Below are 26,966 nucleotides of genomic sequence, written 5' to 3' on the forward strand. Positions count from 1 at the left end.
AAATGTTATATATTTTGGCGAAACATATTATACCATAATCCGGTGGATTATACTATAATGATCCTAGCATAAAAAACGAAGGATCCGGCAGAAAAAACAGAATCTGCCGGGCAGGAGGAAAAAATGAAAAAATTTGATCATTCTCTGTTAAAAGATCCCCGGTATTTCAGCGACGGAAGAATGGATGCCCACTCAGATCATACATATTATCGCTGTGAGGAAGAGAGAGAAGATGGGAAAACTTCTTTCCGTCACAGTCTGAATGGTCTCTGGAAGTTCCATTATGCACGGAATTATGCATCTGCTATCCCAGGCTTTGAGGAAGAAGCATATTCCTGTAAGGACTGGGAGGAGATTTATGTGCCGGCACATATCCAGATGGAAGGATATGATGCACCGCAGTATGCCAATGTCCAGTATCCGTGGGAAGGCCATGAAGAACTTCATCCGGGACAGATCCCGGAACGTTTTAACCCGGTGGCAAGCTATGTGAGATATTTTCATGTGCCGGAGAGCATGAAAGGAAAAAGAGTATTTGTTTCATTCCAGGGAGCAGAGAGCGGCCTGGCTCTGTGGCTCAATGGAAAATTTGTGGGATACAGTGAAGATTCTTTTACTCCGTCAGAATTCGAGCTTACGGAATATCTGAAGGACGGCGAGAACAAGCTGGCGGCACAGGTGTTTAAATGGACAGCCAGCAGCTGGTGCGAGGATCAGGATTTTTACCGTTTTTCCGGAATTTACAGAGATGTTTATCTGTTTACGGTACCGGATGTCCATGTATATGATCTCAGGATCCGTGCCATTCCGGATGAAACTCTCAAAAAAGCCGAGCTTGAGATCGTGACCAGTACCTGGGGAAAAGGAAAAATGAAGCTTACACTTTCCGGAAAGGGAGAGATCCTTTTGCAGGAGGAAAGATCTCTGAACGGAGAGGATACCTGTACCTGGGAGATTCAGGATCCCCTTCTCTGGAGTGCAGAAGAGCCGAATCTCTATGATCTGGAGCTGGAGATCAGTGATGAAAGCGGAAAGCTCCAGGAGATCATCCCGGAGAAAGTCGGTTTCCGCCGTTTTGAAATGAAGGATGGTATCATGACCCTTAACGGAAAACGTATTGTATTCAAGGGTGTGAACCGCCATGAGTTCAGCTCTGTCACAGGAAGACATGTGTCCCGGGAGGAACTGCTCAAAGACATCGTGACCATGAAACAGAACAACATCAATGCGATCCGTACCTGTCATTATCCGGATGCATCTCCGATCTACCGTCTCTGTGATGAATATGGTATTTACATGATCGCAGAAAACAATCTGGAATCTCACGGAACCTGGGATATAGCAGAATTTACCGGAGATCACACGGATATCGTTCCGCACAACAAACCGGAATGGCTGGGTATGATGCTGGACCGTGTAAATTCCATGTATCAGCGTGACAAGAACCATCCGGCGATCCTGATCTGGTCCTGTGGAAATGAATCCTTTGGTGGAAAAGATATCTTTGAGATGTCTGAGTTCTACCACAAGAATGATCCTACAAGACTGGTACATTATGAGGGGGTTTTCCATGACCGCAGCTACAATGCCACCAGTGACATGGAAAGCCAGATGTATCCTTCCGTAAAAGCAATCCGGGAGTTCCTTGCAAAGGATGACAGCAAGCCGTTTATTTGCTGTGAGTATACCCATGCAATGGGAAATTCCTGCGGTGCAATGCATAAATATACAGATCTTACAGATACAGAACCGAAATATCAGGGTGGCTTTATCTGGGATTACATTGATCAGTCTATTTACAAAAAAGACCGTTACGGTAAAGAATTCCAGGCATACGGCGGAGACTTCGGTGAACGTCCTACAGATTATAATTTCAGTGGAAACGGTATCGCATACGGCGGAGACAGAGATGCTTCACCAAAGATGCAGGAGGTAAAATTCAACTACCAGAATATCACTGCGCAGGTAAGTGAGGATTCTGTTAAGATCATCAACAAAAATCTTTTTGTAAATACGGACACATTCCGATGTGAAGTGACTCTTGCAAAGAACGGTCATGTTCTCCGCACAGAGACACTGGATACAGCGGTGGAGCCTTTAAGCCAACAGACCTACAGACTTCCATTTGGAAAACAGCAGCGTCCGGGCGAATATACGGTAACCGTAGCCTTCCTTCTCAGAGAAAAAACACTTTGGGCAGAGGCAGGACATGAGGTTGCTTTCGGCCAGTATGTTTATCAGGTGGAAGGATCACCGAAAGCTCCTGCGTGTGGCGTGGAGCTTGTGAGAAGCCTTCATAACATCGGTGTCCGTGGGGAAAATTTCGAAGTGCTGTTCTCCGTTCTCAATGGTGGTCTGGTTTCGTATAAATATGCAGGAAGAGAAATGATCGAAGCGATTCCGAAGCCCAACTTCTGGAGAGCACCTACAGATAATGATTGCGGAAGTCTGATGCAGATGCGCTATGCACAGTGGAAGATCGCCAGCATGTACGCAAGTCATAAGGATTACCGAAAAGGCATGTATGGTCCGGCCAATGCTCCGGAGACAACGGTTCACGAAAACAGCGTGGAGGTTGCTTTTACCTACATCCTGCCAACTACGCCTGCCAGTGAATGCCGTCTTGCCTATGAGGTAACCGGAGATGGAAGAGTAAAGACAACGCTGACCTATGATCCTGTAAAAGAGCTGGGCGATATGCCGGAGTTCGGAGTACTCTTTAAATTCAATGCGGATTATGATCATGTTCAGTGGTACGGCCTGGGACCGGCAGAGACTTATGCAGACCGGAAGCATGGCGCAAAGCTCGGCATTTATGAGAATCTCGTGACAGACAATATGGCACGCTATCTTGTGCCGCAGGAATGCGGAAACAAAGCGGAAGTACGCTGGGCAAAGATCACAGACAGAAAGGGCAGAGGAATGCTCTTTGAGATGGATAAAGAAAACGGCCCGATGATGTTCTCGGCACTTCCATATACTCCTCATGAAATGGAAAATGCCATGCATCCCTATGAGCTTCCGGCAATCCATTATACCGTTGTCCGTGCCGCAAAGGCGCAGATGGGTGTTGGAGGAGATGACAGCTGGGGTGCCCGCACCCATCCGGAATACCTTCTGGATACCAATGGAAAGATGAAATTTTCCTTTGCGTTCAAAGGCCTTTAAAATGTCATAAAATAACAGAACATAAAGTCAGAAAAAAGCTTCCGGCGATTGTCCGGAAGCTTTTTCATTTCATAATAATGCACAGAAAATAAACAGGTTGAAAAAAAACCTGTGGATATTTCATGAAATGAAAAAAAACTTGGATATGCACTTGTTTTTTCATGGTAAATAGTTTAGAATGATTACATAAGTGGTAGAAAGTGGTGAATAGTGGTAGCGAATGGGGATGAGTGGCAGAATACACCATTTGCACCCTGGAAGCACGAAGGGGAGAATCGTGTTTCACGAGAGTAGGTGGGTTTCATGTTCATGGGCGAGTATAATCATACGATCGACGCGAAGGGGCGTCTGATCATCCCTTCCAGGTTCAGGGAACTCTTAGGGGAAGAGTTCGTACTGACAAGAGGGTTGGATGGTTGCCTTTCTATTTATCCGATGGATGAATGGGTTGCTTTTGAAGAGAAACTCCGAGCATTACCACTTACAAATAAAGACGCAAGAACCTTTTCACGTTTCTTTGTAGCCGGAGCTACAACATGTCAGCTGGATAAGCAGGGAAGAATCCTGGTGCCGCAGACGCTGCGCCAGTTCGCTGGTCTGGATAAGGATGTGGTGCTTACGGGTAATCTGAACCGGATCGAGGTTTGGAGCAAAGAGAAGTGGAGCGAGAACTGCAATTATGATGATATGGACAGCATTGCGGAAAGCATGCAGAACATAGGAATCGTCATTTGAGCATAACGCAGGTAGAAATCCCACAGGAGACGGATATGGAATTTAAGCATAAATCTGTATTACTCAATGAGACCATTGACGGCTTAAGGGTAAAGCCGGATGGAATCTATGTGGATGGCACTTTAGGAGGAGCGGGACACGCCACAGAGGTGTGTAAGAAACTTTCTGCCAAGGGGAGATTTATTGGCATAGATCAAGACCAGGATGCGATAATTGCTGCGAGTGAACGGCTGTCAGCCTTTAATCAGGTGACAATCATTCGCAGCAATTATTGTTACATGGCAGATGAGCTGAGATCCCGTGGCATTGAGAAGGTGGACGGGATCCTGCTGGATTTGGGAGTGTCATCTTATCAGCTGGATAATGAAGAGAGAGGTTTTTCCTATCGGTACGATTCTCCTCTGGACATGCGAATGGACAGAAGACAGAGCCGTACAGCCGGTGATATAGTCAACGGTTATGAGGAACGGGAGCTGTATCGGATTATCCGCGATTACGGCGAAGATAAATTTGCCAAAAATATAGCGAAACACATTGTGGCTGCCAGAGAGCAGGCACCGATCCGGACGACCGGAGAACTGACCGAGATCATACGGGGTGCGATCCCCATGAAAATACAAGCTACAGGAGGACATCCGGCCAAGAGGACTTTTCAGGCAATACGTATTGAGCTCAACCGGGAGCTTGACGTGCTTCGGGATTCCCTGGACGGCATGATCGATCTCCTGGATGACGGAGGAAGGATCTGTATCATTACATTCCATTCTCTGGAAGACAGGATCGTTAAGACCATTTTCCGAAAAAATGAAAATCCCTGTACCTGCCCGCCGGATTTCCCGGTCTGCGTATGCGGAAAGAAATCCAAGGGTAAGGTGATCACAAGGAAACCGATCTTACCGGGAAAAGAGGAAATGGAAGAGAATCCGAGGTCCAAAAGTGCGAAGCTTCGTATTTTTGAACGGAAAATGTAGTTGAGAGATGGAAGGTAGGCAAATGGCGAAGACAGGAAGAGGGACTACAGCCAGAAGAAATCGAAATACCGTCAGGAACAGCAGAGAAATGTATGTTCAGGGAAATGCGGTAAAACGGCTGCAGGAAGTTCCTCAGAGGACTGATCTGCCCGAGATACAGGAAAGGCGACGGCTGGCTCAGAAAAGAAAACAGAAATCCGCAGTACCTGTGACACCGGCAAAACAGGTGGTAAGCAGACAGGCACAGCGGAACCGGGAAAAGGCAATGGCCATGAACAAGGGGTTCGTTCTGTTTCTTACGGCAGTTTCCATCGCGGTACTTTTTACCTGTATCAATTATCTTCAGGTAAAATCCGAAATCACGGCGAGTATGAAAAATGTTGCAAATCTGGAATCTGAGCTTGCACAGCTGAAAGAAGATAACGATGCATATTACAGTCAGGTCACTTCTGCAGTGGATATCAGCGAGATCAAGAAAAAAGCTATCGGCGAGCTTGGAATGAAGTATCCTTCGGAGGATCAGATACAGACCTATACCACGGAAGGAAACAGTTATGTGAGACAGTATCAGGATGTGGACACACACAAGTAACAGAAGTACAGTTTTTAAGCAGGTGATCGATTGAGTACAAGAAGGCGCAGGCCGGTAAAAAAAATAAATTACAGTATGAAGAAAAAGCTGGCAGTACTATTTTCCTTAGTGTTGCTGGCTTTAGTCGGTTTGGTGGCAAGAATTACCTATATCAATGCCACCAGCGGAAGCAAATATCGAAAGCAGGTGCTGAGTCAGGCTCAGCAGAAATATGAAAATCAGACACTTCCAGCAAAAAGAGGCGATATCTATGACCGGAACGGGAATATCCTGGCAACCAGCAACAAGGTCTATAATGTGGTCCTTGACTGTCTGGAGGTCAATAAGGATCAGGATTCCGTGGAGCCTACCATAAAGGCTCTTGTGGAAGTCCTGGGATTGGATGAAGATGAGATGCGGAAGCTTCTCACCGACAGCAGTACAAAAAAAAGTCAGTATCAGATCGTAAAGAAACAGATCTCCATGGACGACAAAAAAGCTTTCGAAAAATACGAAGATCCGGGAGACGACAGTGAACTGACTGCCACGCAGCTGAAAGAACGTTCCAGGATCACAGGTGTATGGTTTGAGGAAGATTATCTCAGATCTTATCCGTTTAATGAGACTGCCTGTGATACCGTTGGATTTACACTTTCCAGAGATGTGGCGGATGCCGGACTGGAAGGATATTACAATGCGACACTTACCGGCGTGGATGGAAGACAGTACGGATACATCAACAACAATTCCGACGTAGAACAGACGATCATCGAACCGACGGATGGCAAAAGCATTGAGACCTCGCTGGATCTGGGACTTCAGCAGATCGTGGAAAAATACGTAAATACCTTTGAAGAAAAGATGGGAGCCAAAAATGTAGGCGTGATCATCGAGGATCCGAAAACAGGAGAGATCCTGGCAATGGACGGCGGTGACCGTTATGACCTGAATAACCCGAGAGATCTTTCAAATGTGTATTCCCAGAGTGAGATCGCTGCCATGAACGATGAGGAAACCGTGGAAGCGCTGAACGGAATGTGGAGTAATTTCTGTGTGACAGATGCCTACGAGCCTGGATCGGTTGTAAAGCCCATCGTTATGGGCTCCGCACTTGAAATGGGAGCGATTTCCGAGAGCGATAATTTTGTCTGTGACGGCGGACAGTCTTTTGGAGCGGAAGGTGCGACTACTTTTATCAAATGTGCGGTATGGCCGGATGCTCACGGGACAGAAGCTCTTTCCGATGTCATTGCCAATTCCTGCAACGATGGTATGATGCAGATCGCAGCAAAGATGGGAAAAGATAATTTTCTTAAGACACAGAGCGTTTTCAATTTCGGAACAAGAACCGGTATCGATCTTCCCAATGAGGGAAGCGGTGTGATCCATACCAGCGATACCATGGGAGAAACGGAGCTTGCATGCTCTGCTTTCGGACAGGGCTATACACTGACCATGATACAGGAGATCAATGCAATGTGTTCTGTGATCAATGGAGGATACTACTATCAGCCTCATCTGGTGACGAAGATCAAGGACAGCAGCGGCGGAATCGTAAAAACGATCTCTCCGACACTGATGAAGCAGACGATTTCCGAGAAGATATCTGCAGATATCCGCTCCTACATGGCTGCCAGCGTAGACCATGGTACCAGCCGTACCTCCAAGGTGCAGGGCTACAGCTCCGGTGGTAAAACCGGTACTGCCGAGAAGCTTCCGCGAGGCAATGGCAAGTATCTGGTATCCTTTATCGGATTTGCACCGGTAGATGATCCGGCGCTTGTGATCTATGTAGTTGTGGATGAGCCGAAGGTAGATGATCAGGCAAGCAGTACGTACGCACAGTACATTGCACAGGGAATCCTTTCCGAAGCACTTCCGTATCTGAATGTACAGCCGGATGAGGCAGAGGATGGAGAAGTTCCGACTACAGAGCTGTGGGAACTTTTTAAGGGAATCAGCGATTCTGCAACAGGAACCGGCGCAGACGGGCAGAAGGAGGCCATTTCCGATGAGAATGTACCAAGTCCGCCGGAAGATGAGTCGGAGGACAGTGATACCGAAGATAATAACGATATGCAGAGCGAAGGTCTTACCAACGAGGAGGCCGGTCTGGAATAGATAAAAAGAATACCCTCTCAGGGGAACGTCATATATTACAGTGACGACCTCTGAGAGGGATTTTTTTATGATCCGGACCATGGTTTATCACAGGAAAAAAATATGGGTGGTTTTTCTGATCTGCATAATGCTTCTTCTGGGACTTGTGGGAAGACTCTGGTATCTTATGAACGTCCGGGCAGAATATTATTCAAAAAAGGCGGAGGATCTTCATGAGCGGGAACGTGACATAAAAGCGGCCAGGGGAAAGATCCTGGACATCAGGGGAAATATTCTGGCGGATAACCGGACAGTCTGCACAGTATCGGTGATACACAGCCAGATCAAAGATCCTGAAAAAGTGATCCGCGTACTGTCCGGAGCATTGTCTGTAAAAGAAGAGGAAATCCGAAAAAAAGTTGAAAAAATTTCTTCTATTGAAAGAATACAGACAAACGTGGAAAAAAGCATTGGAGACAGGATCCGGGAATATGACCTTGAGGGAGTGAAGGTAGATGAGGATTATCGGAGATATTATCCTTATGGATCTCTCGCTTCAAAAGTACTGGGATTTACCGGAGGTGATAATCAGGGGATCATTGGTCTTGAAGTGAAATACGATGAGATCCTGAAAGGAGAGCCCGGAAAGATCCTCACAGTTACGGATGCACGTGGTGTGGAGATCGACGGAACCGGAGAACGGAGGAAGGAACCGGTGTCAGGAAATACTCTGCGTACCAGTCTGGATGTTAATATCCAGGAATATGTACAGCAGGCAGCCGGTAAAGTCATGGAAGAAAAACAGGCGGAGAGAGTTTCCATACTGCTTATGAACCCTCAGAACGGAGAAATCTATGCCTGTGTCAATGTGCCTGAATTTGATCTGAACGATCCGTTTACTCTGAATACAGAAGAAACAGCAGCAGAGGGAGAAAAGAAGCAGGATCTTCTGAACCGGATGTGGAGAAACCCCTGCCTGAATGATACCTATGAACCTGGCTCGACTTTTAAGATCATCACTATGGCAGCAGGGCTGGAGGAAGGAGTGGTGTCAACAGAGGATCGTTTTTTCTGTCCGGGCTATAAGGTGGTGGAGGACCGGCGGATCCACTGTGCAAAGAGAACAGGACATGGTGCGCAGAGTTTTGTAGAAGGTGCCCAGAACTCCTGTAACCCGGTATTTATTGAGGTGGGCCTGCGGCTTGGAGCAGACCGTTATTACAAATATTTTAAACAGTTCGGACTTTTGAAAAAAACAGGGATAGATCTTCCGGGCGAGGCAGGAACGATCATGCATAACCCCAAAAATATGGGAGAGGTGGAGCTTGCCACGGTATCCTTTGGTCAGTCGTTTCAGATCACACCGATCCAGCTTGCAACAACCGTCAGTGGGATCATCAATGGCGGAAACCGGATCACACCTCATTTTGGGATCAGCGTGGAAAGTGCGGACGGAACAAAGGTGCGGACACTGGAATATCCGGTGGAAAGCGGGATTGTGTCCGGTGAGACTTCCCGGACAGTACGTACGATCCTGGAAACTGTAGTTTCAGAAGGCTCCGGAAAAAATGCCGGGATCCAGGGGTTTTCCATTGGGGGAAAAACAGCTACCTCTCAGACACTGCCCAGAGGCTCCGGCAGATATATTTCTTCATTCCTGGGGTTTGCCCCGGCAGAGGATCCGAAGGTCCTGGCTCTTTGTATCATCTATGCACCTCAGGGTATGTATTATGGTGGGATCATTGCCGCACCGGTGGTACGCAGTATTTTTGAAAATGTACTTCCCTATCTTGGGATCAAGAGGACAGTTACGGAAACTCCATCCGGGGAAAACCGGGCAGATGGGGTTGATTAATGAGGATAAAAGCCTTATACTGTTGAAGAAGTATAAAAAAACGAAAGAATTAGAGGTGTGAGGATGGAGTTTCATGTTGTGATCCCTGTGCTGATTTCATTTGCGATCAGCCTTGTATTAGGACCGATTGTTATCCCTTTTTTAAGAAGACTTAAAATGGGACAGACAGAGAGAGAGCTGGGCGTGCAGTCCCACCTGAAAAAGAACGGTACCCCCACCATGGGCGGAGTGATCTTTCTCATTGCGACAACTGTAACATCACTGTTTTATATCAGAGATTATCCGATGATCATCCCGGTACTTTTCCTGACCCTGGGATTTGGACTGATCGGATTTCTGGATGATTATCTGAAAGTAGTCCTGAAACGTTCAGACGGACTTCTGCCATGGCAGAAAATGGCACTGCAGATTGTTGTGACAGCTGTATTTGCTTTTTATCTTGTAAATTATTCCAATGTATCCCTGACCATGAAGATCCCGTTCTGGAGCGGACATTATCTGAATCTGGGATGGTTTGCGGTTCCGGTACTGTTTTTTGCAGTTATTGGTACAGTAAACGGAGTAAACTTTACCGACGGACTTGACGGACTGGCATCCAGTGTTACCCTGATCGTTGCAGTATTCTTTACCGTTGTTTCCCTTGGAATGAACAGCGGCGTGGAGCCGATCACCTGTGCAGTTGTGGGCAGCCTTATGGGCTTCCTTCTCTTTAACGTATATCCGGCCAAGGTATTTATGGGAGATACCGGTTCTCTGGCACTGGGCGGTTTTGTGGCTGGTGTGGCTTATGCCATGCAGATGCCGCTGTTTATCATCCTGGTGGGACTGATCTATCTTATTGAGGTACTGTCCGTTATGATCCAGGTATCCTATTTCAAGGCAACACACGGAAAAAGAATTTTCAAGATGGCGCCTATCCACCATCATTTTGAGCTTTGCGGGTGGTCCGAGACACGGGTCGTTGCAGTGTTCTCTGTTGTAACTGCCATTATGTGCCTGATCGCTCTCCTGGCATTATAAGGAGGAACAGAAAAATGGATTTAAAAGGAAAAAAAGTTCTCGTTTTCGGAGCTGGAAAAAGTGGCATTGGTGCCGCTGACCTGCTTGGAAGTGTAGGAGCACAGCCGATAATCTATGACGGAAATGAAAACCTTGATAAAGAAGCGGTTTTACATAAAACAAACGGAACATACACCCCGGAGATCTGGGCCGGTGCTTTTCCGGAAGGAGAGATGGAAAGTCTTGATCTCGTAGTGTTAAGCCCGGGAGTACCAACAGATCTTCCACTGGTAAAGAGCTTCTACGAAAAAGGCCTTCCGGTATGGAGTGAGGTAGAACTTGCCTACCGTACAGGAAAAGGTGAGGTTCTTGCAATTACAGGAACCAACGGCAAGACAACAACAACAGCTCTCCTTGGAAAGATTATGGGAGATGCCCGTGAATCTGTATTTGTTGTAGGAAATATCGGAACTGCATATACATCAAAATCACTAGAGATGCGTGAGGATTCTGTAACCGTTGCGGAGATCAGCAGCTTCCAGCTGGAGACTATCGAGCAGTTCCGCCCGAAGGTCAGTGCGATCCTCAACATTACAGAAGATCATCTGAACCGTCATCATACCATGGAAGAATACATCCGTGTAAAAGAGCTGATTACCAAGAATCAGGGACCAGAAGATGTATGTGTCCTGAATTATGAGGATGAAGTCCTCCGTAAATTCGGTGAGAACATCGTTCCGAAGGTGGTATATTTTTCAAGCCTTCGTAAACTGGATCAGGGTATCTATCTGGACGGAGATCAGATCATTCTGAAAACAGAAAAAGAAGAGATCCCGATCGTAAAGACAGGAGAACTTAAGATCCTTGGCCGTCATAATCACGAGAATGTAATGGCTGCAGCAGCCATGGCATATTATGCGGGAGTTTCTGTGGAGAGCATCCACAAGAGTGTTTGCGAGTTTGTGGCAGTTCCTCACAGAATCGAGTATGTAACAGAGAAGAACGGCGTTGCCTATTATAACGATTCCAAGGGAACAAACCCGGATGCAGCTATCAAGGGAATTCAGGCTATGAACCGTCCGACTCTTCTCATCGGCGGTGGCTATGACAAGGAATCCAGCTACGATGAGTGGATAGAATCCTTCGACGGAAAAGTCCGTTATCTTGTTCTCATCGGCCAGACGAAAGAAAAGATCAAAGCAGCAGCAGAACGTCTTGGATTTACAGACATCATTCTCTGTGAGGATCTGAAAGAAGCTGTTCAGGTCTGCGCGGAAAAAGCCAATCCGGGAGATGCGGTTCTTCTTTCACCGGCATGTGCAAGCTGGGGACAGTTCGACAACTATGAACAGCGTGGCGACATGTTCAAGGAATATGTGAAAGCACTGTAATAATCCGAAAAATACATACATAAGCTGAAATAAAGACCACTGTGGAGGCCACAGCATGAAGGCAGAACAGAAACAGACCGGAAAGACTGATACCGTTCTCTGGGTTCTGGTTCTGATCCTTGTTGTGTTTGGCCTGGGGGCGCTTTTTTCGGCAAGCGAATATAATGGCAGAGTGCGTTTTCACGACTCTGCCTATTATTTTAAGAAGCAGCTCTTTGCCACGGCACTGGGGCTGCTTGTTATGTATCTGGCATCAAAGGTGGATTATCGCATTCCTGTGAAGCTGGCACCTGGAGCATATATCCTTTCACTTTTTCTCTCAACGGCAGTGCTGCTTTTCGGACAGGAAATTAACGGATCGAAGCGGTGGCTGAATCTCGGGCCGCTATCATTTCAGCCCTCGGAATTTTCCAAGGTTGCGGTAATCCTTTTTCTTGTGTGGCAGATCAGCCGGACAAAAAGCAAGACAACCGGATTCTGGTTTATGTGCAGGACCATGATGACGTTGCTTCCGGTAGTTGGTCTGGTAGGTTCCAACAACTTAAGTACAGCGGTGATCATTCTCGGGATTGGTGTGCTGCTGATCTTTGTGGCCAATCCCAGATACCTGCAGTTTCTGGCTCTGGGGAGTGCGGGAATCGGATTTATTGCAGTTTTTCTTGCTGCGGAGAGTTACCGTCTGGAGCGTCTGGCAATCTGGCGGGATCCGGAAAAATATGAAAAAGGCTTTCAGACCATACAGGGTCTGTATGCCATAGGAAGCGGAGGGATTTTTGGCAAAGGTTTCGGAAACAGCCTTCAGAAGCTGGGATTTGTCCCGGAAGCCCAGAATGATATGATATTTTCTATTGTGTGTGAGGAAACGGGGATACTGGGAGCCTTTCTGACACTTTTTCTGTTTGGTATTCTGATCTGGAGGCTTTGTATTCTGGCATTAAACTGCCGGGATCTGCAGGGAACGCTGCTGTGCGCCGGGATCATGGCACATATGGCGATCCAGGTAGTCCTGAATGTTGCAGTAGTAACGAATACGATTCCCAACACCGGGATCACTTTGCCCTTTGTAAGCTATGGCGGAACTTCTGTTGTTTTTCTTCTGGGGGAAATGGGGCTGGCCTTAAGTGTCAGCAGTCACAGACATGGAAGGATCACATAGAATAACAAGTAAGAGGCCCTTTTAGGAGTGGAATACTTGAATGAGATCGATGAGATCATCGTGACCGGAGGCAGGCCGCTGCATGGAAGCGTCCGGATCCAGGGGTCAAAAAATGCGGCACTTCCGGTTATGGCAGCAGCACTCTTAAGTACCGGGACCAGTGTACTGCGGGGATGCCCGAAAATCAGTGATGTATATTTGATGGAAAAGATCCTGAAATATCTGGGGGCAGAAACCTGGTGGGAAGGTCAAGATCTTTATCTGGACTGCAGCCATGCGGACGGCACCATGATACCGGAGTGTTATTCCGGAAAAATGCGTTCTTCCGTGATCTTAATGGGAGCAATGCTGGGGCGGAGCAAAAAGGCACAGACAGGATATCCCGGAGGCTGTGTGATCGGGAAGCGGCCGGTGGATCTTCATATCCAGGTTTTGCGCCGCCTTGGGGCAGCTGTGGTGGAAAACGGCGGGATGATCCGGGCATCCTGTGGAAAACTCCGAGGCGCAGAGATGTTTTTTCAAAAAAGAAGTGTAGGCGCTACAGAACAGGGCATTCTGGCAGCGGTCCTTGCAGAGGGGAAAACAGTCCTTAGCGGCTGCGCCTGTGAACCGGAAATTTATTGGCTTTGCCATTATCTTACCGGAATGGGGGCAAAGATCCGGATTCGTGAAAATGGCTGTATCTGTATTGAAGGGGTGGAGAAGCTTGAAGCTGGCGATGGCTGCATTCCACCAGACCGTATTGTCGCCGGAACCTATCTCATGGCAGCGGCGGCAACCAGAGGAGAGATCATCCTGGAAAATCCGCCTCTGGAGGAAATGGATGGAATCCTGGACGTATATCGGAAAATGGGTGGACAATGCCGCAGGGTAGGTGGTAAACTAATAGTCAACGGAAAAAATACAGGTTTTCCCCTGGAGCTTCTGGAAACAGAAGTTTATCCGGGATTTCCTACAGACCTGCAGTCTCCTGCGATGGCGGTACTGGCCACGATCCCGGGAGTGAGCAGGATCCGCGAGAAGATTTTTGAAGACAGATATAAAACAGCTTCATGGCTCTGTAAAATGGGAGCACAGATCCAGATCCGGGATGGAGTTGCCGTGATATACGGAGGGCAGCCCCTGAACGGTTGTACTGTGGAAGCAGAGGAACTTCGCGGAGGTGCGGCACTTGTGATCGCAGCACTTGCCGCGCAGGGGATTACCAGGATCCGGGGCTGTTGTTTCATAGAAAGAGGCTATGAACATATCTGTGAGGATCTGACCGCACTGGGCGGTCTGCTGATAAAGGACAGAGGAACTTTATGAAAACATCAAAAAAAAAGCCACTGAAAGCAGTTGGCGGACTTCTTGTTCTGCTGCTGGCAGGAATTATTTTCTTTTTTACGTATTATCAGGTAGATGAAGTGCAGGTGATGGGCAGCAACCATTATTCTGAAAAACAGATCAGGAAGATGGTGCTTAGGGGGCCGCTGGCATCCAATTCTGTTCTTGCACCGCTTCTTTATACTAAGCAGAATACAAAGGATGTTCCCTTTATAGAAGGCTATACCGTAACAAGGCTGAACCGGCACACCATTTGTGTCAGTGTGAAGGAGAAGGATATCGTTGGCTGTATCCCTTATCTGGACAGTTATATTTATTTTGACAGAAACGGTATTTTTGTGGAAGGATCCACGGAACGTAACGAAAAAATCCCGTTTTTTGACGGGATCAAAGTCAAAAAAGTGATCCAGAACGAGAAACTCCCCATCAAGGATGAAACGGTGATGAACACGGCAGTTGCTCTTTCTACTATTTTTGCAAAAAATGATAAGGTTCCGGATCACATTGAATTTGAAGACGACGGACAGATCAGTCTTGTTTACGGGGATATCACAGTTAAACTTGGAAAGGATGAATATCTGGAAGACAAAATGACCAGAGTTCTGGCTATCCTTCCGATGATTTCCGAAAAAAAAGGAATTCTCCATGCAGAAAATGTAAATGATAATTCCAAGAACATTACCCTGGAGCAGGAACAGGACGAGAGCCAGACTTCCGCAGAAAACTGGACCGGAGGCTATGATGAGGAAGGAAATTACACCGGAGAAGGCGAATACGACGAAAATGGCAACTATGTAGGACCGAAACCGCAGACGGATCTGGAGTATGCGCAGGAAAACTGGGTAGGTGGCTATGATGAAGAGGGAGATTACACAGGCAGTGGTGAGTACGATGCCAACATGACCTATGTAGGCGAAGCCCCCACAGAAGAAACCATGGCAGAAAAAGGAAACTGGAAGGGCGGTTACCGGGAAGACGGAGGCTATGACGGAGTCAGTGAATATGACCGTGATGGCAATTACGTAGGCACTCTGGAGGATTATCAGACTTCGGCAGAAAGCTCCGGAGACGGAACAGACTCCGAAGATCCAGATGCTCAGAGTACGGATACCGAAGATACAGAAAATGAAGAAGACTCTTCAGACAGCAGTACGGACAGCACCGAGGAAGAGGTTGATTACAGCAGTGATCAGGAAGAAGGCGCTGAGGATTATGATGAAAATTCGTACAGCGATTACAGTGATGAGTCCGATTATGAGTAAAGATAAAAAAGCTTTCTTAATATATAGTACCGGTATTTGGACATTTTGCCAGAGATTGTTTTGTAAATGTTTCGGTTAATAGAAACAGTGCCGAAATTTAGTGAAAAAAGTATAAAAAAACAAAATTAATGGTTGATTAATTACCGAAAAAAATATATGATATAACTATGTGTATATGTAGCTTGGAATAGATTATTACACTGAATCGGATATCAGGTAGAAATAAAGGAGGAAGTACATTGTTAGAGATAATGACGAATGAGGCTGAGTCTTCTGCGAAAATTATTGTAATTGGAGTAGGCGGCGCAGGTAATAATGCGGTAAACAGAATGGTGGAAGAGGCCATTGGCGGAGTTGAGTTTGTAGGTGTTAATACCGATAAACAGGCTCTGACACTGTGTAAAGCTCCGACTGTACTTCAGATTGGTGAGAAAATTACGAAAGGTCTCGGCGCCGGTGCACAGCCGGAGGTTGGACAGAAGGCAGCTGAGGAGAGCATTGAGGAAGTTAAGAAGATCATCGAGGGAGCGGACATGGTTTTCGTTACCTGTGGTATGGGAGGCGGAACCGGAACCGGAGCTGCTCCTGTGATCGCCGGTGCGGCAAAAGAGATGGGTATCCTGACTGTCGGTGTTGTTACCAAGCCTTTCCGTTTTGAAGCAAAGACCCGTATGAACAATGCACTTGCGGGAATCGAAAATCTGAAGAAAGCAGTTGACACTTTGATTGTCATCCCCAATGACAAATTACTTGAGATCGTTGACAGAAGAACAACCATGCCGGAAGCACTGCGTAAGGCTGATGAGGTTCTTCAGCAGGCAGTACAGGGTATTACAGACCTGATCAATCTGCCGGCTCTGATCAACCTTGACTTTGCAGATGTGCAGACAGTCATGACAGACAAGGGAATCGCTCATATCGGTATCGGTGAGGCAAGAGGTGATGACAAGGCTATGGAGGCTGTACAGCAGGCGGTATCTTCTCCGCTTCTTGAGACAACCATCAAGGGCGCTACTCATGTGATCATCAATATTTCCGGAGATATTTCTCTTATGGATGCCAACGATGCTGCAAGCTATGTACAGGAGCTTACAGGTGAGGATGCAAACATCATCTTTGGTGCTATGTATGATGATTCTGTTGCAGATTATGCGAGAATTACAGTTATTGCTACAGGTCTTACAGACAATAACCTTCAGAACACACCATTTGGAAACAGAGCTTCCAATTCTGTATTCGGAAACACCAAAAAAACAAGCCAGTCACAGCCAGGCGGTATGAACCTTAACATGCCAAGCTTCAGCCTGCCGACTATGAATTCCACACAGTTTGGAACAAAGGCTCCTACAAGCACTGTTCAGAAAAAGGACATCCAGATCCCGGATTTTCTTAAGAACAGATAATAAATGAACATGATAAGATCCGGCAGAGACTCCATCTGGAACGCTGCCGGATCTTTTTGACTTTCTGATCAAAAGAAACAGGAATGTCTGCTCTGTATGGAAACAGGATTTCTGTTCAGGATATCAGCATTCGCAGCTGAAAGTATCACATTTTGTATCACAGCAGCGATGTGCATTGTCACCGGTTACATTGATGGAAGCTGCGGTGCATTTGCAGTGCTCATTGTAGGTGCAGTTGTGTGCTTTGCAGTCGATGTTAACGGTCTCACACCCACAGCAGGGATCTGCGGAATTTTTTACAGCACACTCTTCCTGGTCACGGAAGCTTTCACAGGCGGTGTCGTCCGCATAACGAGCATCTGCACCTTCGACACTGATGGCTCCCCTGGAACAGAGAGAATTTTTGTTATAGCAGCAGTTGTGTGCGGAGCATTTAAGACTTGTCATAAAAGTGTCCTCCTGATAATTATGATTTTATCGGAAACCGTCAGCCTGCCGGAATGCGCATCCTGTCTGATCGTCAGCACTGCGGTAAGGCTTGACAGATTCCGATGTTGCATAGTATGTCCGGAAGAAGAAAAATTTATACTCAAAAAATAAATACATAATAATATAAAAAACAGTTGACAAATAGCAGACACCATGGTATCCTCTTAAAGTACGTAGCGAAAAGAAAGCAGAGTTCACTCTCACCTCAGCGCTGAAGATAAGCGACTCAGGTCAATATTGCACAGTACTGCAAACGGACCAACCATCAGTGCGCAGGTGTAATTATTTGAAGTGTGGACATCTGTCTGCGCTTTTTTTGTGCAGCTTAAGCTACATTAATGAGAAAGAAAAAAATAATTCTATCATGTTCATGGAGGTGTACAACAATTAGCGGTTTAATGATTAACGAACAGATCAGAGACAGAGAGGTACGCTTGATTGGTCCGGACGGAGCTCAGCTTGGAATCGTGTCCGCCAGAGAAGCGATGGCGAAAGCGCAGGAGGCAGGACTTGACCTTGTAAAGATTGCCCCACAGGCGAAACCGCCGGTATGCAAGATCATTGATTACGGTAAATACCGTTACGAGCTTGCAAGAAAAGAAAAAGAGGCCAGAAAAAAGCAGAAAACCATCGATGTCAAAGAAGTGCGTCTTTCCCCGAACATTGATACGAATGATTTGAAGACGAAGGTAAATGCAGCAAGAAAGTTCCTTAGCAAGGGCGACAGAGTTAAGGTTACACTTCGTTTCCGCGGAAGAGAGATGGCACATATGTCCAGCAGTAGGCATGTGCTTGATGACTTCGCAGATCTTCTGTCCGATATAGCGACTGTAGAGAAGGCTCCGAAGGTAGAAGGCAGAAGCATGACTATGTTTCTGACTGAGAAACGGTAGATATCTCAGTCTTCACGGCAACAGCCGGGCAGAACGGGATGCTATATAAAATTTAGAAGTACCAAATCAAGGAGGAATTCATAATGCCAAAAATTAAAACTTGCAGAGCAGCAGCAAAGCGCTTTAAAAAAACAGGTACAGGAAAATTAGTAAGAAATAAAGCCTACAAGAGCCATATCCTTACAAAGAAATCTCAGAAGAGAAAGAGAAATCTGAGAAAATCTACTGTTGTTGATTCTACTAATGTAAAGAGCATGAAGAAAGTATTACCATATTTATAAGATAGAGAAGACGAACAGGAGGAGAATTAAGAAATGGCAAGAATTAAAGGCGGATTAAACGCAAAGAAAAGACATAACCGTACATTAAAACTGGCAAAAGGCTACAGAGGAGCCCGTTCCAAACAGTATAGAGTAGCAAAACAGTCTGTAATGAGAGCTCTTACAAGCTCCTATGCAGGAAGAAAACAGAAGAAACGTCAGTTCAGACAGCTCTGGATCGCTCGTATCAACGCAGCAGCAAGAATGAACGGACTTTCTTACAGCAAAATGATGCACGGCCTTAAGGTTGCAAACATCGACATCAACAGAAAGATGCTTGCAGAGATGGCTGTTAACGATGCAGCAGGCTTCACAGCTCTTGCTGAGATCGCTAAGAAAGCAATCGCATAAGTAAAGTATTAAGAGACGAAGGAGTCCAGGGAATTTTTCCCTGGATTTTTTTGTAAAAAAATTCAGACAATTTGCCGAAAAACGACACAAGCTGTACAGCGGACAAGTGTCCGCGTTGTGCAATCAGACGAAAAACAACAGATAACTAAATTTGCCCTTGAAATAAAAAATATGCGATGCTATAATTTTAGCATTAAACATTAGTAACGCGACAAAGCGCAGGAGGAGAGATTATTATGAAGAATTGGAAGAAAGTAATCGGCGTTGCATCAGCAGCAGCGATGACAGCAGCTATGATGATGCCTGCATCCGTTTTTGCGGCAGAGGATGAGACATTTAAGATTGGTGTGATCGGACCGATGACCGGTGATTACGCACAGTACGGTACCAACGTATACAACGCAGCCAAGATCGCAGCTGATGAGATCAACGAGAACGGTGGATTCAACGGATATAAAGTAGAGATTCTTGACGCAGGTGATGACCAGGGAGATCCGGAGAAGGCTATTAACGCATACAATGACCTGATCGATAAAGGAATGCAGATGCTCTGTGGAACTGTAACATCCGGTTCCTGTATCGCAGTAGGAGCTGAGGCAGCTGAGGATACATTCCTCTTCACACCATCCGCAACAGCACTTGACTGTATCACAGCAGGAACAAACGAGTTCCGTATGTGCTTCACAGACCCGGCACAGGGAACCAAATCTGCTCAGTACATTTCCGAGCACAAACTTGCAACGAAAGTAGCAGTACTTTATGATTCCGCTGCTGACTACAACTCCGGTGTACATGACGCATTCGTTGCAGCAGCTGCTGATGACGGACTTGAAGTAGTTGCAGATGAGGCTTACACAACAGACAGCAACACAGACTATTCTGTACAGCTTGCAAAGATCAAGAAGAGCGGCGCTGAGCTTCTTTTCCTTCCGAACTACTATTCCGACAATGCGCTGATCCTTCAGCAGGCATCTGAGGCAGGACTTGACATTAAATTCTTTGGTGTAGATGGCATGGATGGTATCCTCAATGTAGAGAACTTCGATAAATCCCTTGCAGAGGGTGTTATGCTTCTGACACCATTCTCCGCAACAGCTACAGATGAGAAGAGCCAGAACTTCGTAAAAGCATACGGCGATGCTCACAACGGTGAGATCCCGAACCAGTTTGCGGCAGATACATATGATGTACTTTACGCAATGCAGCTTGCAGCTGACGATGCAAAGATCACACCAGATATGGAAAATGCAGACATCAGTGCAGCAATGAGCGCATCCATGGCAAACATCGAGCTTGATGGACTTACCGGAAAAGCAAAATGGACCGAGGATGGCGAGTGTGATAAAGAGCCGAAAGCATTCGAGATCAAAGACGGTGCTTATGTAGAGATGAAATAAGTAATTTCTGTTAACGTTAGGGGTCAGGGGACGGTCACCTTTAGTGGGAACCGTCCCCTTTTTCCCTTATCAATAAACAATTAAAAGAGGTGCGTTATGAGTTTTATATCTTATTTAAAAGACGGCATCAGTCTTGGCAGTATCTATGCAATCATCGCACTTGGATATACCATGGTTTATGGTATTGCCAAGATGCTGAACTTTGCACACGGAGATGTTATCATGGTGGGAGCTTATATCATCCTTACCTGTATCACAAGAGGCGGCATGTCACCGATCCTTGCTGTGATCCTTTCCGTTGTGATCTGTACACTGCTTGGTGTTGTCATTGAGAAGGTAGCTTACAGTCCACTTAGAAAAGCTTCCTCAAACCTGGCCGTTCTTATCACGGCTATCGGTGTCAGTTATCTGCTTCAGAACCTGGCACTTCTGATCTTCGGCGCAGATGCCAAGAGTTTCGTAGCTGTTATCAAAGTTCCGTCCATCACACTATTTGACGGTGAGCTTACCATCAAGGGAATCACCATCGTAACCATCCTTGCATGTATCATTATCATGGTGGGACTTTCCCTCTTTGTAAAAAAGACAAAACCTGGCCGTGCCATGCAGGCGGTTTCCGAGGACAGAGATGCGGCACAGCTGATGGGAGTTAACGTCAATGCGACAATTTCCCTCACATTTGCCATCGGTTCCGGACTTGCAGCGATCGCAGGCCTTCTGCTCTGTCAGACTTATCCGACACTGACTCCGTACACAGGAGCCATGCCTGGTATCAAAGCTTTCGTAGCTGCTGTATTCGGTGGAATCGGTTCGATTCCGGGAGCTATGGTCGGCGGCATCCTTCTGGGAATCATCGAGATCTTCGGAAAAGCTTATATTTCTTCCCAGGTTGCAGATGCGATCGTATTTGCAGTCCTGATCGTCGTGCTTCTTGTAAAACCTACCGGACTGTTCGGCAAGAACATCCAGGAGAAAGTGTAAGGTGGCCGATATGAAGAATATGAAAAACAAAACAACAAAAAATAACATGATCAACTACGGAATTGTCATTGTACTCTTTGTGATCGTACAGGCACTTTCCTCAACTGGAAATCTTTCCAGACTTCTTATGGGACTTCTTGTTCCCCTTTGTGTTTATACCATTGCATCAGTTTCCCTGAACCTGGTAGTCGGTTTTTCCGGTGAGCTGAGCCTTGGACATGCGGGCTTCATGTGCGTGGGAGCTTTTTCCAGTGCCCTGTTTTCACAGGTTGCTGCAGACTCCATTCCGCAGGTTCCTCGCTTTATCCTTGCAATCCTTGTAGGTGCGGCAGTTGCAGCACTGTTCGGTGTGATCATCGGTATTCCGGTACTTCGTCTCCGCGGTGACTACCTGGCTATTGTTACACTGGCTTTTGGTGAGATCATTAAGAACCTGATCAATGTACTTTACATTGGCGTGGATGACAAAGGACTTCACGTTGCAACAAGTGCAGCCGGTCTTCATCTGGAAGCCGGCGGAAAGCAGATTCTCAAAGGTGCCCTTGGTATTTCGGGAACAGCAACTCTTTATAAAGATATCAAGAATTACTTTTTCCTGATCGGCGTGATCCTGCTTCTTCTCACATTGTTTATTGTACAGAACCTTGTAAACTCCAGAAGCGGACGTGCTATTATGTCAACCAGGGACAACCGTATTGCAGCGGAGTCTGTAGGAATCAATATCACCAGATACAAACTGCTTGCATTTACAATTTCCGCAGCCCTTGCAGGAGTTGCAGGTGTGCTGTATGCACATAACCTTTCTCTTCTTAAGGTTTCTGTATTCGATTACAATATGTCCATTCTGGTACTTGTGTATGTAGTACTTGGAGGAATCGGAAATATCAGAGGATCTATCATTGCAACCATTATCCTTTATGCACTGCCTGAGCTTCTCCGTGGATTCGCAAACTACCGTATGCTGATCTATGCCATCGTACTGATCATCATGATGCTCTTTAACTGGGCACCGGCGGCGAGAGATTGGAGAGCACGCATGGTAGAGAAATTTAAAGGCAAAAAAGAGAAAAAGGAGGTGGCCTGATCATGGCAATGCTGGAAGTAAATAATCTGTCTATCCAGTTCGGCGGTCTTCGTGCTGTTGACGGCTTTAATATGACCATTGAGAAGGGACAGCTCTATGGACTGATCGGACCTAACGGTGCCGGTAAGACAACGGTATTCAACCTTCTCACAGGTGTATACAAACCAACAGAGGGAATCATCAGACTGGACGGCCAGGACATCACCGGAAAAAGCACCATTGAGATCAACAAGGCCGGAATCGCAAGAACCTTCCAGAATATCCGTCTTTTCAAGGATATGCCGGTTCTTGACAATGTAAAAGTAGGACTTCACAATCATCATCCATATTCCACACTGACCGGGATCTTAAGACTGCCGAAATATTACAAGGTAGAAAAAGAGATGAATGAACGTGCCATGGAGATACTGAGGGTGTTTGATCTGGATAAGGAAGCAGACACTCTGGCAGGAAATCTGCCTTATGGTAAACAGCGTAAGCTGGAGATCGCCAGAGCTCTTGCCACAGAGCCGAAGCTTCTTCTCCTGGATGAGCCGGCGGCTGGTATGAACCCGAATGAGACACAGGAACTGATGGATACTATCCGTTTTGTGCGGGAGCATTTTGATATGACTGTTCTTCTGATCGAGCACGACATGAAACTGGTGGGCGGTATCTGTGAGGAACTTACAGTTCTGAACTTCGGTCAGGTACTGATCCAGGGGGAGACATCTGCAGTGCTGAAAGACCCGACGGTTATCACTGCATATCTGGGAGAATAAGGAGGAACGAGACAATGGCAATGTTGGAAGTAAAGGACCTCCAGGTCTATTATGGTGTGATCCAGGCTCTGAAGGGAATTTCTTTTCATGTAAATCAGGGAGAGGTTATTGCGCTGATCGGTGCCAACGGTGCCGGAAAGACAACCACACTTCAGACACTTACCGGAATTCTTTCTCCGAAGTCCGGAAGCATTGTGTTTGAGGGAAAAGACCTCACAAGAACACCGGCGCATAAGATCGTAGAGATGGGTATGGCGCATGTTCCGGAGGGAAGACGTGTATTTGCGGATATGTCTGTTTATGAGAATCTGCTCCTTGGAGCCTATACAAGAAAGGACAAGGCAGAGATCGCAGAGAGTCTTGCAGGTGTATACAAGAGATTTCCGCGTCTGGAAGAACGTAAAGGACAGCGTGCCGGAACACTTTCCGGTGGTGAGCAGCAGATGCTTGCCATGGGACGTGCACTGATGAGCAGACCAAGGATCATTTTGATGGATGAGCCGTCCATGGGTCTGTCGCCGATCTTTGTAAATGAGATTTTTGACATTATCCGCGAGGTAAGTGAGAGCGGAACTACAGTGCTTCTGGTTGAGCAGAATGCGAAGAAGGCTCTTTCCATTGCGGACAGAGCGTACGTTCTGGAAACAGGAAGCATTACTATGGATGGAAAGGCAGAGGATCTTCTGAATGACGAGGCCGTTCAGAAGGCATATCTTGGAGAGTAGGGGGAAAGACATGGATAATTTCGTAATTACCATTGCAAGACAGTATGGAAGCGGTGGACGTACCATCGGAGAGGAGCTTGCAAAGAAATTAGGGATTTCTTACTATGACAAGGATATCATCCGCATGGCATCTGAGGAGAGCGGCATTCATGAGCAGCTTTTTGGAAGGGCAGATGAAAATGTCAGCACAAAGCAGAGATTTTTTGCAAAGTCCGGAATCTACAAGGGTGAGCTGATCCCGCCTCAGAGCAAGGATTTCACATCCGATGAGAACCTGTTTAATTATCAGGCAAAGGTGATCCGGCAGCTGGCAGAAAAAGAGTCCTGTGTGATCATCGGACGTTGTGCAAATATGATCCTGAAGGATTATTCCAATGTTCTTCGTGTGTTTGTTTACGGAGACTGGGATTTCCGTATCCGTGAGGCAAGTAAGAAGCTCAGCGGAACTACAAAGGATATTGAGAAATTCATGCAGAAGGATGACAAACGCAAAGAAGATTTCTGCAAACGTTTCATGGGTGTTGACTGGGCAGACATGACGAAATATAATCTGTGCCTGGATAACGGTACCCTTGGTTATGAGAAATGTGTGGAGGAGATCGAGAGTGCACTTGAGATCCTGAAAAAATAAGACATATATCAGAGAATATTCCCCGGGAAAGAAAAGCCAAAAGTCTTTTCCCGGGGATTTTTTCATATATTGTGGAAAAGTATATTTGATCCGGCGGGAAATATGGATAAGCGAAAAAAATATTTCTGTGTAGTGGCAATGGTATTGATCCTGCTCAGCGGATATGGAAAAATCTCAGACAGTGCATTTCGGATGCGGGTGACCAGAATGATCGCCGGTGAGGGGATGCTCCGGCTGGTGGCGGCACAGTACGGACAAAAAGCAGCAGAACCGGTGGCTGAGACAGCCTCTGACAGAAGCGAAAAAGAGGATCGTCCACGTGTGGCTCTTACCTTTGATGATGGACCGCATGCAACATATACACCTCTGCTTCTGGATGGCCTGCGGAAGCGTGGAATCCATGCCACATTTTTTCTTATGGGAAAAAATATCCGGGGAAATGAGGAGATCGTAACGCAGATGCAGAGAGACGGTCATCTCATCGGTAATCACACGTATGATCACGTGCAGCTTGATAAGCTTCCCGGTGATCAGGCCTGTCAGCAGATCATAAAGACGAATAATGAGATCTACGAGATCACCGGAGAGTATCCCATGTATCTTCGCCCGCCCTACGGTGCCTGGCCGAAGGATCTGGAGCTCTGTGTGACCATGCTGCCGGTATTTTGGGATGTGGATACCCTGGACTGGAAATCAAAAAATGTCCGTTCTGTGGAAAATATCGTAAAAAGACAAGTGAAGGATGGCTCCATTATCCTGATGCATGACAGCTTTTCTACCTCCGTGGAAGCGGCCCTGGAGATCGCGGATATGCTTACGGAAGAAGGATATGACCTGGTAACTGCAGATCAGCTGCTGGTGATGTAACTGTGATTTGCCGAAAAGGCAGAAACGATTGCTTTTTTATGTGCAAACAGGTAAAATTATAAAAATAAGGAATCTGTCCGTATGCCGGAAACAAATGAAACGATCGTTGCCGGATACAGATCTATGAAAAGAATACGGATCGTGAATATCCGCTTTTTACAGAAAATACAGGAGTGAAAGCCATGGATTTATTTGAATACGCAAAGTCAAAAACGCTGGATCAGGAGTCACCTCTTGCATCCAGGCTGCGTCCGCGAACACTGGATGAGGTGGTGGGACAGCAGCACATCGTAGGAAAAGATAAATTGCTGTATCGTGCCATAAAGGCGGATAAGCTGACATCTGTTATTTTTTACGGCCCTCCGGGAACCGGAAAGACCACCCTGGCAAAAGTCATCGCCAATACCACAAGCGCCAGCTTTACCCAGATCAATGCAACCGTAGCAGGGAAGAAAGATATGGAAGCAGTTGTAAAGCAGGCACAGGACGATCTCGGCATGTATGGAAAAAAGACCATTCTGTTCATCGATGAGATCCATCGTTTCAACAAAGGCCAGCAGGATTACCTTCTTCCCTTTGTGGAGGACGGAACCATCATTCTTATCGGGGCCACAACAGAGAATCCATATTTTGAGGTAAACGGAGCGCTTCTTTCAAGATCGATCATCTTTGAATTGAAGTCCCTGGAGATACCGGAGATAAAGGAACTGATCCTGCGTGCGGTTAACGATCCGGAACGTGGAATGGGAAGCTATGGGGCGGTGATCGAGGAGGATGCTCTGGAATTTCTGGCAGATATGGCAGGAGGAGACGCCAGAAGCGCCTTAAACGCCATAGAACTGGGAATCCTCACCACACCCCGTGATACAGACGGTAAGATACATCTGACCCTTGAGGTGGCTTCTGAGTGTATCCAGAAGCGGGTGGTGCGCTACGATAAGAACGGGGACAATCATTATGATATCATTTCTGCCTTTATCAAGAGCATGCGAGGCTCCGACCCGGATGCGGCAGTCTATTATCTGGCAAAAATGCTCTATGCAGGAGAAGATGTGAAATTTATCGCAAGAAGGATCATGATCCTTGCTTCTGAAGATATCGGAAATGCAGATCCCCAGGCCCTCTGCGTGGCAACGGCAGCAGCACAGGCAGTGGAACGTGTGGGAATGCCGGAGTCCCAGATCATTCTTTCCCAGGCAGTTACATACATGGCCTGTGCACCCAAGAGCAATTCTGCAGTAAATGCCATACAGGAAGCCATGCGCTGCGTGAAGGCGAAGAAGACAACCGTTCCGGTGCATCTGCAGGATGCCCATTATGGTGGCCACGAAAGTCTGGGTCATGGTATCGGATATAAATATGCCCATGATTATCCGAACCACTATGTAAAACAGCAGTATCTGCCACCAGAAATCGAAGGAGAACATTTTTACGAGCTCAGTGATATGGGATATGAAAAGAAACTGAAAGAGCATATGAAGAAGATCCACGAAGAAGCGAAATAAATGAATATAAGTAAAACGGAGGAGC

At 46.6% G+C, this 26,966-nt stretch carries 24 protein-coding genes; 23 read left to right on the plus strand and 1 reads right to left on the minus strand.

The window, feature by feature from the left end; all coding sequences use genetic code 11:
* Nucleotides 1-123 precede the first annotated feature (123 nt).
* The 12 genes from ABCM67_RS09700 to ftsZ all read left to right on the plus strand — a co-directional run bounded on the left by ABCM67_RS09700 (nt 124) and on the right by ftsZ (nt 16,937).
* Nucleotides 124-3,168, plus strand: coding sequence for a glycoside hydrolase family 2 TIM barrel-domain containing protein (locus ABCM67_RS09700; RefSeq protein WP_342992823.1), 3,045 nt, complete (start codon nt 124-126; stop codon nt 3,166-3,168).
* A 303-nt stretch (nt 3,169-3,471) separates the two neighbouring features.
* The gene (gene mraZ / locus ABCM67_RS09705; RefSeq protein ID WP_021651636.1) at nt 3,472-3,903 is read left to right on the plus strand and encodes a division/cell wall cluster transcriptional repressor MraZ; all 432 of its coding nucleotides are present in this window, start codon (nt 3,472-3,474) and stop codon (nt 3,901-3,903) included.
* 35 nt (nt 3,904-3,938) lie between these two features.
* The gene (gene rsmH / locus ABCM67_RS09710) at nt 3,939-4,874 is read left to right on the plus strand and encodes a 16S rRNA (cytosine(1402)-N(4))-methyltransferase RsmH (protein ID WP_015526106.1); all 936 of its coding nucleotides are present in this window, start codon (nt 3,939-3,941) and stop codon (nt 4,872-4,874) included.
* Nucleotides 4,875-4,896: 22 nt separating this feature from the next.
* On the plus strand, nt 4,897-5,466 hold the full coding sequence (locus ABCM67_RS09715) for a hypothetical protein (RefSeq protein WP_015526105.1): 570 nt from the start codon (nt 4,897-4,899) through the stop codon (nt 5,464-5,466).
* 30 nt (nt 5,467-5,496) lie between these two features.
* The gene (locus ABCM67_RS09720; protein WP_227588587.1) at nt 5,497-7,566 is read left to right on the plus strand and encodes a penicillin-binding transpeptidase domain-containing protein; all 2,070 of its coding nucleotides are present in this window, start codon (nt 5,497-5,499) and stop codon (nt 7,564-7,566) included.
* 67 nt (nt 7,567-7,633) lie between these two features.
* A complete protein-coding gene (locus ABCM67_RS09725; protein WP_342992824.1) occupies nt 7,634-9,400 on the plus strand; it encodes a penicillin-binding transpeptidase domain-containing protein in 1,767 nt (588 codons plus the stop codon).
* Nucleotides 9,401-9,463: 63 nt separating this feature from the next.
* The gene (mraY, locus tag ABCM67_RS09730) at nt 9,464-10,420 is read left to right on the plus strand and encodes a phospho-N-acetylmuramoyl-pentapeptide-transferase (RefSeq protein WP_021977880.1); all 957 of its coding nucleotides are present in this window, start codon (nt 9,464-9,466) and stop codon (nt 10,418-10,420) included.
* A gap of 14 nt (nt 10,421-10,434) precedes the next feature.
* Complete coding sequence (murD, locus tag ABCM67_RS09735; protein ID WP_148448544.1) at nt 10,435-11,790, plus strand: UDP-N-acetylmuramoyl-L-alanine--D-glutamate ligase; 1,356 nt, start codon at nt 10,435-10,437, stop codon at nt 11,788-11,790.
* Between the two features lie 55 nt (nt 11,791-11,845).
* Complete coding sequence (locus tag ABCM67_RS09740; protein WP_342992825.1) at nt 11,846-12,946, plus strand: putative peptidoglycan glycosyltransferase FtsW; 1,101 nt, start codon at nt 11,846-11,848, stop codon at nt 12,944-12,946.
* 27 nt (nt 12,947-12,973) lie between these two features.
* Nucleotides 12,974-14,254 (plus strand): UDP-N-acetylglucosamine 1-carboxyvinyltransferase, encoded by a 1,281-nt coding sequence (murA, locus tag ABCM67_RS09745; RefSeq protein ID WP_342992826.1) that lies wholly within the window; start codon nt 12,974-12,976, stop codon nt 14,252-14,254.
* A complete protein-coding gene (locus ABCM67_RS09750; protein ID WP_092071174.1) occupies nt 14,251-15,534 on the plus strand; it encodes a cell division protein FtsQ/DivIB in 1,284 nt (427 codons plus the stop codon). Before murA ends, ABCM67_RS09750 begins: the two co-directional genes overlap by 4 nt.
* 251 nt (nt 15,535-15,785) lie before the next feature.
* Entirely contained in the window at nt 15,786-16,937 is a 1,152-nt protein-coding gene (gene ftsZ / locus ABCM67_RS09755; RefSeq protein WP_015526094.1) for a cell division protein FtsZ, read from the plus strand.
* Between the two features lie 123 nt (nt 16,938-17,060).
* Here the strand turns inward: ftsZ and ABCM67_RS09760 are convergent, their stop codons facing one another.
* A complete protein-coding gene (locus tag ABCM67_RS09760) occupies nt 17,061-17,384 on the minus strand; it encodes a DUF1540 domain-containing protein (protein ID WP_092071177.1) in 324 nt (107 codons plus the stop codon).
* A 440-nt stretch (nt 17,385-17,824) separates the two neighbouring features.
* On the opposite strand from ABCM67_RS09760, the gene infC reads away from it, so the two are divergent.
* The 11 genes from infC to ABCM67_RS09815 all read left to right on the plus strand — a co-directional run bounded on the left by infC (nt 17,825) and on the right by ABCM67_RS09815 (nt 26,941).
* The gene (gene infC, locus ABCM67_RS09765) at nt 17,825-18,319 is read left to right on the plus strand and encodes a translation initiation factor IF-3 (RefSeq protein ID WP_015526092.1); all 495 of its coding nucleotides are present in this window, start codon (nt 17,825-17,827) and stop codon (nt 18,317-18,319) included.
* 83 nt (nt 18,320-18,402) lie between these two features.
* Nucleotides 18,403-18,600 carry a 50S ribosomal protein L35 gene (gene rpmI, locus ABCM67_RS09770; RefSeq protein WP_021651646.1) on the plus strand — a complete coding sequence of 66 codons (198 nt, stop codon included), beginning with the start codon at nt 18,403-18,405 and terminating at the stop codon, nt 18,598-18,600.
* A gap of 33 nt (nt 18,601-18,633) precedes the next feature.
* Nucleotides 18,634-18,990 (plus strand): 50S ribosomal protein L20, encoded by a 357-nt coding sequence (gene rplT, locus ABCM67_RS09775; protein WP_015526090.1) that lies wholly within the window; start codon nt 18,634-18,636, stop codon nt 18,988-18,990.
* Between the two features lie 236 nt (nt 18,991-19,226).
* A complete protein-coding gene (locus ABCM67_RS09780; RefSeq protein WP_173741346.1) occupies nt 19,227-20,387 on the plus strand; it encodes an ABC transporter substrate-binding protein in 1,161 nt (386 codons plus the stop codon).
* A 96-nt stretch (nt 20,388-20,483) separates the two neighbouring features.
* Nucleotides 20,484-21,368: a branched-chain amino acid ABC transporter permease gene (locus tag ABCM67_RS09785; protein ID WP_015526088.1), complete on the plus strand. Its 885-nt coding sequence runs from the start codon at nt 20,484-20,486 to the stop codon at nt 21,366-21,368.
* Nucleotides 21,369-21,378: 10 nt separating this feature from the next.
* A complete protein-coding gene (locus ABCM67_RS09790; RefSeq protein WP_173722504.1) occupies nt 21,379-22,452 on the plus strand; it encodes a branched-chain amino acid ABC transporter permease in 1,074 nt (357 codons plus the stop codon).
* Between the two features lie 2 nt (nt 22,453-22,454).
* The gene (locus tag ABCM67_RS09795; RefSeq protein ID WP_147603281.1) at nt 22,455-23,213 is read left to right on the plus strand and encodes an ABC transporter ATP-binding protein; all 759 of its coding nucleotides are present in this window, start codon (nt 22,455-22,457) and stop codon (nt 23,211-23,213) included.
* Nucleotides 23,214-23,227: 14 nt separating this feature from the next.
* Nucleotides 23,228-23,938 (plus strand): ABC transporter ATP-binding protein, encoded by a 711-nt coding sequence (locus ABCM67_RS09800; RefSeq protein WP_015526086.1) that lies wholly within the window; start codon nt 23,228-23,230, stop codon nt 23,936-23,938.
* A gap of 10 nt (nt 23,939-23,948) precedes the next feature.
* The gene (locus tag ABCM67_RS09805; protein WP_173722505.1) at nt 23,949-24,569 is read left to right on the plus strand and encodes a cytidylate kinase-like family protein; all 621 of its coding nucleotides are present in this window, start codon (nt 23,949-23,951) and stop codon (nt 24,567-24,569) included.
* 102 nt (nt 24,570-24,671) lie between these two features.
* The gene (locus tag ABCM67_RS09810) at nt 24,672-25,436 is read left to right on the plus strand and encodes a polysaccharide deacetylase family protein (RefSeq protein WP_092071246.1); all 765 of its coding nucleotides are present in this window, start codon (nt 24,672-24,674) and stop codon (nt 25,434-25,436) included.
* 182 nt (nt 25,437-25,618) lie between these two features.
* The gene (locus tag ABCM67_RS09815; RefSeq protein ID WP_147603279.1) at nt 25,619-26,941 is read left to right on the plus strand and encodes a replication-associated recombination protein A; all 1,323 of its coding nucleotides are present in this window, start codon (nt 25,619-25,621) and stop codon (nt 26,939-26,941) included.
* Nucleotides 26,942-26,966 lie beyond the last annotated feature (25 nt).

The organism is Blautia sp. 2227st1_G12_2227SCRN_220401, assembly GCF_039062885.1.
GTDB classification, from domain to species: domain Bacteria; phylum Bacillota; class Clostridia; order Lachnospirales; family Lachnospiraceae; genus Blautia_A; species Blautia_A fusiformis.

Bases quoted from the DNA above. Each gene is read 5' to 3' on its own strand.
- ABCM67_RS09700 (WP_342992823.1), top strand. From the start codon at position 124: ATGAAAAAATTTGATCATTCTCTGTTAAAAGATCCCCGGTATTTCAGC.
- mraZ (WP_021651636.1), top strand. From the start codon at position 3,472: ATGTTCATGGGCGAGTATAATCATACGATCGACGCGAAGGGGCGTCTG.
- rsmH (WP_015526106.1), top strand. From the start codon at position 3,939: ATGGAATTTAAGCATAAATCTGTATTACTCAATGAGACCATTGACGGC.
- ABCM67_RS09715 (WP_015526105.1), top strand. From the start codon at position 4,897: ATGGCGAAGACAGGAAGAGGGACTACAGCCAGAAGAAATCGAAATACC.
- ABCM67_RS09725 (WP_342992824.1), top strand. From the start codon at position 7,634: ATGATCCGGACCATGGTTTATCACAGGAAAAAAATATGGGTGGTTTTT.
- mraY (WP_021977880.1), top strand. From the start codon at position 9,464: ATGGAGTTTCATGTTGTGATCCCTGTGCTGATTTCATTTGCGATCAGC.
- murD (WP_148448544.1), top strand. From the start codon at position 10,435: ATGGATTTAAAAGGAAAAAAAGTTCTCGTTTTCGGAGCTGGAAAAAGT.
- ABCM67_RS09740 (WP_342992825.1), top strand. From the start codon at position 11,846: ATGAAGGCAGAACAGAAACAGACCGGAAAGACTGATACCGTTCTCTGG.
- ABCM67_RS09750 (WP_092071174.1), top strand. From the start codon at position 14,251: ATGAAAACATCAAAAAAAAAGCCACTGAAAGCAGTTGGCGGACTTCTT.
- ftsZ (WP_015526094.1), top strand. From the start codon at position 15,786: ATGACGAATGAGGCTGAGTCTTCTGCGAAAATTATTGTAATTGGAGTA.
- ABCM67_RS09760 (WP_092071177.1), bottom strand. From the start codon at position 17,384: ATGACAAGTCTTAAATGCTCCGCACACAACTGCTGCTATAACAAAAAT.
- infC (WP_015526092.1), top strand. From the start codon at position 17,825: ATGATTAACGAACAGATCAGAGACAGAGAGGTACGCTTGATTGGTCCG.
- rpmI (WP_021651646.1), top strand. From the start codon at position 18,403: ATGCCAAAAATTAAAACTTGCAGAGCAGCAGCAAAGCGCTTTAAAAAA.
- rplT (WP_015526090.1), top strand. From the start codon at position 18,634: ATGGCAAGAATTAAAGGCGGATTAAACGCAAAGAAAAGACATAACCGT.
- ABCM67_RS09780 (WP_173741346.1), top strand. From the start codon at position 19,227: ATGAAGAATTGGAAGAAAGTAATCGGCGTTGCATCAGCAGCAGCGATG.
- ABCM67_RS09785 (WP_015526088.1), top strand. From the start codon at position 20,484: ATGAGTTTTATATCTTATTTAAAAGACGGCATCAGTCTTGGCAGTATC.
- ABCM67_RS09790 (WP_173722504.1), top strand. From the start codon at position 21,379: ATGAAGAATATGAAAAACAAAACAACAAAAAATAACATGATCAACTAC.
- ABCM67_RS09795 (WP_147603281.1), top strand. From the start codon at position 22,455: ATGGCAATGCTGGAAGTAAATAATCTGTCTATCCAGTTCGGCGGTCTT.
- ABCM67_RS09800 (WP_015526086.1), top strand. From the start codon at position 23,228: ATGGCAATGTTGGAAGTAAAGGACCTCCAGGTCTATTATGGTGTGATC.
- ABCM67_RS09805 (WP_173722505.1), top strand. From the start codon at position 23,949: ATGGATAATTTCGTAATTACCATTGCAAGACAGTATGGAAGCGGTGGA.
- ABCM67_RS09810 (WP_092071246.1), top strand. From the start codon at position 24,672: ATGGATAAGCGAAAAAAATATTTCTGTGTAGTGGCAATGGTATTGATC.
- ABCM67_RS09815 (WP_147603279.1), top strand. From the start codon at position 25,619: ATGGATTTATTTGAATACGCAAAGTCAAAAACGCTGGATCAGGAGTCA.